Origin of the sequence: Alienimonas chondri, from assembly GCF_013036045.1 — a bacterium.
GTDB classification, from domain to species: domain Bacteria; phylum Planctomycetota; class Planctomycetia; order Planctomycetales; family Planctomycetaceae; genus Alienimonas; species Alienimonas chondri.
Genome location: NZ_WTPX01000013.1, coordinates 17563 through 23187 on the forward strand (window position 1 = coordinate 17563; position 5625 = coordinate 23187).

The window sequence follows — 5625 nt, forward strand, 5'->3', positions numbered from 1 at the left end:
CAGAGCTGCTGTTCCTTGGAGCAGGGGGGCGGCTGCTGTCGGCCTAAGAGGCGACAGACGGTATAGCTCGACCCGTAAACGGATCAAGAAGTCTTACAGATCGGCGGTTTCGTACATCTCTTCTAGAAATCTAAGCACCTTCTCAATGCTCGTAACCGAGTCGAGCACAGGCGCGTCGAACTCCGCCACGGCGAGAGGGTCGTCACTCGAAGTACGGGTCAAATGCTCGATCATCAGGTCGCGTACGATGCCGGTCGTTCGAGCCTCGAACCTTTCACGCAAACCGTACTCAAGCGGTGAAGCGAGCATGGCCCCCAAATGCATCCCGCTTGTTTCGGACCACCTTTCCTCGACAGAAGTCGTTCCGGGAGTGACGAGTGCCGCTTCGACGACGCGCTTTCCGAGACGGTATAACTCCATATCCCACATGGTTTCCGCCTCATGCAGCGGTTGTCCTGAAAGATCGGCGTGATCGTCCTTGAGTCCGGGTATGAAGTTACTGAAATTCAATGGATCCGATGCCGCGTCCGGAACGTGCTCTTCCGGATCGAAGCGATCGCCATGATTCTGCACAATCGACTTCCAAGCGTGTGCCCGGGCGGCGCGATACGGATTGATCGCGCCGATTGTCAGCACGTTCGGGAACATCAAGTTCAGTTCTTGAGGGTAGCGGCTGGCAAAGCAGAAACCGTGGATATTCGCGTTCTCCATCAGCTGCGCCGCGAGGCTCACCACTTGTCCCATTCTCCGAGCGACGGCGGGACGGTTGTCTCGCTCCCACTGCTCGTCACCACACCAGACCCGCTGCGCCCCCCGCCAAGCGATCTGCCTGATGCCGATGCCCGCAGCGTCGAATGCCTGCGCGGAGATTCTGCCGAAGGCATCGTCCGGGGGCGGCCAGTATCGCAGTTTCAATGTTGAGATGTCGCCCGGCGTGCCCAATTCAGGCACGAGGCAGTGGATCGTCTTGCGGTCGAACAGCGACGTGTGCAAGACCGCCTCCCGCACGATGCTCGCGTTCATCGGCGAGATTAGCAGATAATCGATGTCCGCGGTCGACATCGGCGGAAAACGTGTAGTAAGCCACTGCCCGTATGCAAGCATTTCGGTCAACGCCTGCCGGGCTGTCTTGTCGCTCCGCTTCAGTTCCACGACGGTCAGCCCAGATTCCCCAGGCGTATGGGCGAGAAAATCGGCCCGGATTGGGCGGCGACGAGTAAACCCAAGCGGGACTTCGTTCCCAAATAGTGAGAGTTCGCAAAGGGAAGTGGCCTTATGCAATCCCCGCCGACGCTGCACAGACCGCAATAGATCGGCGACGAACGGCAGCTCATCGTTCGTGTGCGGGTCGCCTTCTCCCGGTAAATCGAGCAATAGATCCCCGAAGTTGTCGCGACGGCTCCAGATCTCGTCCTGAATAGCACGTTCGAGGGGGAGCACTCCCATAGCTGTTCGGAATGTCGTTGGGGGAAGTCGCTGCGTCTGTGTAGCCGCTGCGTCATGATAGCGAAGACGTACCTCGCTGCCTGCTGGCCGAGATCGCGGCGAACTTCGCCAAGCGGGGCAGTTGGGAGGGTGTCGAGGAGGAGGACCGCTCCCGGGCCGGGGAGGATCGACGTAGGTGGTCGGTCGGGCGGGGACCTCTGCACTCCGACACGTGGCACGGGTCGGCCGAGGAACTTGCCGACGCCGGTCGCGTCGCCGTCGTCCCGACGGGCGGTTGGTGGAAGGAGCGGCCGCATCACGCTCGGTATGACAGCGACGCCCGGTACGCCCTCTTGGGCACGATCGAGACCGCGGAACCGACCCAGGGCGTCGGCCTCCGCACGCCGATCGTCAATGCACTGACCGCGGCTCCGGCGACCGTCATCGTCGAAATTGAACGGGGCGGCGACGGCCGCTTCGATGGGAAAATCGCGAGCTGTTCGGCCGACGGGCGTCGTTGTGTCAGAGCCGCCGTGCCGGCGGGAACGCTCCTCAGACCTCCGCTGGGGGCGGTGCGTCGGTCTCTCTGGTGGCGAGAAGCTGGACAATCCGCGAGCGGAGGGCGTCCCTGCGAGCGTCATAAAACGTTCGAAAATCGGTCAGCGTCTCCGGGACCACGCCGAGAAGATGATTGTCGCAGTAGTTGGTGCGTGCGGGAGCGGACATCGCGCCGTCCATCCAAGTCGAAGGCATCGACGCCTGCTTTTCGACGTTCTCGGCACCTTCGAGCAGTTGGAGATTCGGCAGCGAGTCCGCCATCTCTTTGAACTCGTCGACGTCCTCTTCGAGCACCCCCTCCTTCTTCAGCTTCGCGTTCGTGAAGCGGGATTTCGGAAAGACGTGATCGACGTGAAAGTGATGATGGGTGACGTCGACGAACGGGAACAGCAGGGTGAGTAGAGAGAACAGCCGCTTGTCCCCATACCGCATCTCGACGAGTTCGTCGATCTCCTCCTCGGCGAAGTGAAGCGACTTGCCCCGCTTCGCCATGTCTTCGTACAGCTTGCGGGCGGGGAAGCTCTCCGAACCGTGAGTTTTGATCGTGTCCCGGATCGCCGTCAGCAGCGTGCTGAGGCCGCTGCCCCAGATGCCGGACGCCTTCAGCAGGCTGCGGATCAACCACGTGCGGATCGCCGCCCGGTCCTCGTCGTACTTGCTGTGGGACAGGTACTTCTCGTCGAGTTTCCGGTGGCGGAGGTAGTAGGCGAGGGGCAGCACAGAACTGTCGGCCCGGAGCGTCTTCTCGTTGAATCCGAAGGCGGCGAGCAGTTGCGCCGCCAGCTTCAGGGACCGCTTCACGTCCGGCCATCGCCGTTCGAGGATCTCCATGTTCTCCCGGTTGAAGTTCTGCACCTGGAAATTCACGCTGCCGATGTCCGCCAGCATCAGACCGGCCTTCAAGACGAGGTCCTTCGAGAAGGCGAACCCCTCGCCCGTCGCGTTGAGTTCGTCCACTAGGTCGTGAATCTCCTTCCTGGCGTCCCCGGACCACTGGGCGACGGCGATAGACAGCAGCAGGTCGGAGTAAGACAGAACGGTCCCCCCGCTGTTCATGCGGATGAAGATGTTGAGCACCTTCTCGAGATTCTGGCTCTTCTCCTCGTAGTACGAGATCAGGTGTTGATCGTGAACGACGCGGTGGAGATGGTGCAGGACTTTGAACGCCTGGGTGGACTTCTTCTGCGGGAGTCGGTCGCTCAGCCAATCCAGCATGGGCGGGCCGCTCTCCATCCCGAGAATGTCGCTGACCTTGAACCAGCACTCATCCTCGTTCTTTGACGCCGCACGCTCTTCCGTCAGGAACTCGAAGCGGAACTTCTCGCCCGTCTCGTCCGCGTCGTCCCGGTCTGCCAGCAGGTCGAGATAGAGGCGTCGCTCGGGATAGGCGTTCGGGTTACTTTTCCACTTATACGGGAGCCGCCAAGCCATCGAGCCGCAAAGTCCGATATTCAGCGCGGTGAGCCGCTGCTGGCCGTCCAGCACGGCGGTGAGCTCGGTGCCGTGGAAAACGGGGAGCTGGGGGCAGTGCGGGTCGTCACGTTCGTGGTAGTTGCAGACGAACGAATAGAACTTGTATTTGTCGCTGTTTGCCGCGTCGACCTTCCAGTAAAGGAACGTGCCGAAGGGATAGCCCTGCATCAGGCTGTCGAACAGCCGGGCGATCTGCTCCGGTTTCCAGACGAACTCGCGCTGGATCGCCGGAAGGACGTACTTCGTCTGCTGAACCGCCTCGAGCGTTTCCTTGATGGTGCCGCCGGTCTGGTACATTCGCGTGCGTTCTAGGAAATAGACGGGTTGTTCTGCGTTGCCCGCGCCATCTAGTGAAGTCCCGTCCCATCCGGTGAAGGTTCGTGATCTTGGGGATCGCCCCGCGTAACACAGCCGAGGAAAGGAGTCCGTCCGATGTAGGAGACGCTGGCTCCAGGCTGTTTGACGAATCCCCCGCTTGATCGCTCAGGCGAAGCGGCGACGTTAAGCCGCCAACATCCCTCGGTCAACGAGCCGCAGTGTCTGGAGCCGCATGTGCCCCGACATCGTGTTGCCGATCCCCTTTAGGGCGCTGTGGCGGGCACTCGTGGGCGGCGTGACAAGACCGGTGCGTCGTTGACCCGATACGCGTCGCAGTTGACCTGCGACTGAGCGGCGAGGTTGGCCTGCTTCCCGGAAACTGGTCCGGCGGTTGTGAGAGTCTCGAGCCGATGACATCGGCATGGAGATTCGACCATGACCAAGCGACGCAAACGGCACACCCCCGAGGAGATCGTCCGCAAGCTGCGGGACGCGGACGCCATGCTGAACGCGGGCCGCGACCTGGCGGCCGTGCTGCAGGCGCTCAAAGTCACCGAGGCGACCTACTGCCGCTGGCGAAACCAGTACGGCGGGATGAAGGCCACGGAGGCGAAGAAGCTCAGGGAACTCGAAATCGAGAACGCCCGGCTCAAAAAGCTGCTGGCCGAAGCGGAACTCGACAAGGCGATGCTCAAGGAACTCGCCTCGGGAAACTGGCGGCCCTTCGCGGAAACGGACCGCCGCCGTACATCTGGCGAAGTCGTTCGCCGTGTCGCAGCGGCGGGCCTGTCGGGTCGTCGACCAGCATCGCAGCAGCCAGCGGTACGAATCGACGCCCAAGTCCGACGAGGGGCGGCTGCTCACACGCATGCATGCGTTGGTGCGACGACACCCGCGCTACGGGTATCGCCGGATCGGCGCGTTGCTGAGGGCGGAAGGCTTCCGGCTGAACGCCAAGCGAACGTACCGGCTCTGGCGTCGGGAGGGCTTCCGGGTTCCGCGACAGCAGGCCAAGAAGCGCCGGGTCGGTTCGTCGGCCAACGCCTGTCATCGCCGGCAGGCGGCGGGGAGGAACGACGTGTGGGCCTGGGACTTCGCCTTCGACCGGACGACCGGCGGAACGACGCTGAAGTGGCTCTCGATCGTGGACGGATTCACGCGGGAATGCCTGGCACTGGAGGTCGGCCGGAGCGTCACCGCAGAAGATCTGATCGAGACGCTGGCCGCGTTGTTCCGCCAGCGGGGCGCTCCGAACCATCTCAGCAGCGACAACGGCCCGGAGTTCGCGGCGAAGGCGATCCGGCGATGGACCGAGCGGTTGCAGATCGACACGCTGTACGTCGCTCCGGCCTCGCCGTGGGAGAACGGCGACGCGGAGAGTTTTCACTCCAAGCTGCGGGACGAGTTCTTGGCCGCGGAGGAGTTCGGCGGCCTGCGGGAGGCTCGGGCTTTGACGAGCTCTTGGCAGCGTGAGTACGACGAAACGCGACCGAACAGTTCGCTCGGGTACGTGACCCCGGCGGCGTTCGCGCGGACGTGCGGGGCGGGAATGAGGCCGGAGGCCGAATGGACGCCTCGCACGTCCTGACCACCCCAACCCGCTCTCATAGCGACTGGATCAGTTTCTGGGGGCAGACCAATACCTCCTGGACGTCCGCGTATGAATCCCCCTAACGTGTCATTACCGTGCGGGAAGTCCCGATAATCAAGAACTTTCGCGTGCGCGATAAAGTGCCGAGTTCAGACAGTGCCGCGCCAAACCTCGCGACAATTCCGCATTGCAACAAATTGACTGACGATAGCGACTCTTAGCCGCTCGACATATGCGGTTTGGAGGCTAAGAACTTGGGT

2 protein-coding genes and 2 pseudogenes are annotated in these 5625 nt (G+C 62.3%); 2 read left to right on the forward strand and 2 right to left on the reverse strand.

Going from position 1 to position 5625, the window contains the following annotated elements; genetic code table 11:
* Positions 1-93: 93 nt before the first annotated feature.
* Positions 94-1440, reverse strand: a complete 1347-nt coding sequence (locus LzC2_RS03515; protein WP_171183839.1) for a hypothetical protein — start codon at positions 1438-1440, stop codon at positions 94-96.
* Between the two features lie 537 nt (positions 1441-1977).
* A complete protein-coding gene (locus LzC2_RS03520) occupies positions 1978-3753 on the reverse strand; it encodes a DUF262 domain-containing protein (protein ID WP_171183842.1) in 1776 nt (591 codons plus the stop codon).
* 456 nt (positions 3754-4209) lie between these two features.
* On the opposite strand from LzC2_RS03520, the pseudogene LzC2_RS23005 reads away from it, so the two are divergent.
* Together LzC2_RS23005 and LzC2_RS03525 are read left to right on the forward strand one after the other, a co-directional pair.
* Positions 4210-4428, forward strand: a pseudogene (locus tag LzC2_RS23005) (transposase); the annotation flags it as partial.
* Positions 4429-4504: 76 nt separating this feature from the next.
* Positions 4505-5362, forward strand: a pseudogene (locus LzC2_RS03525) (IS3 family transposase); the annotation flags it as partial.
* Between the last annotated feature and the right edge of the window lie 263 nt (positions 5363-5625).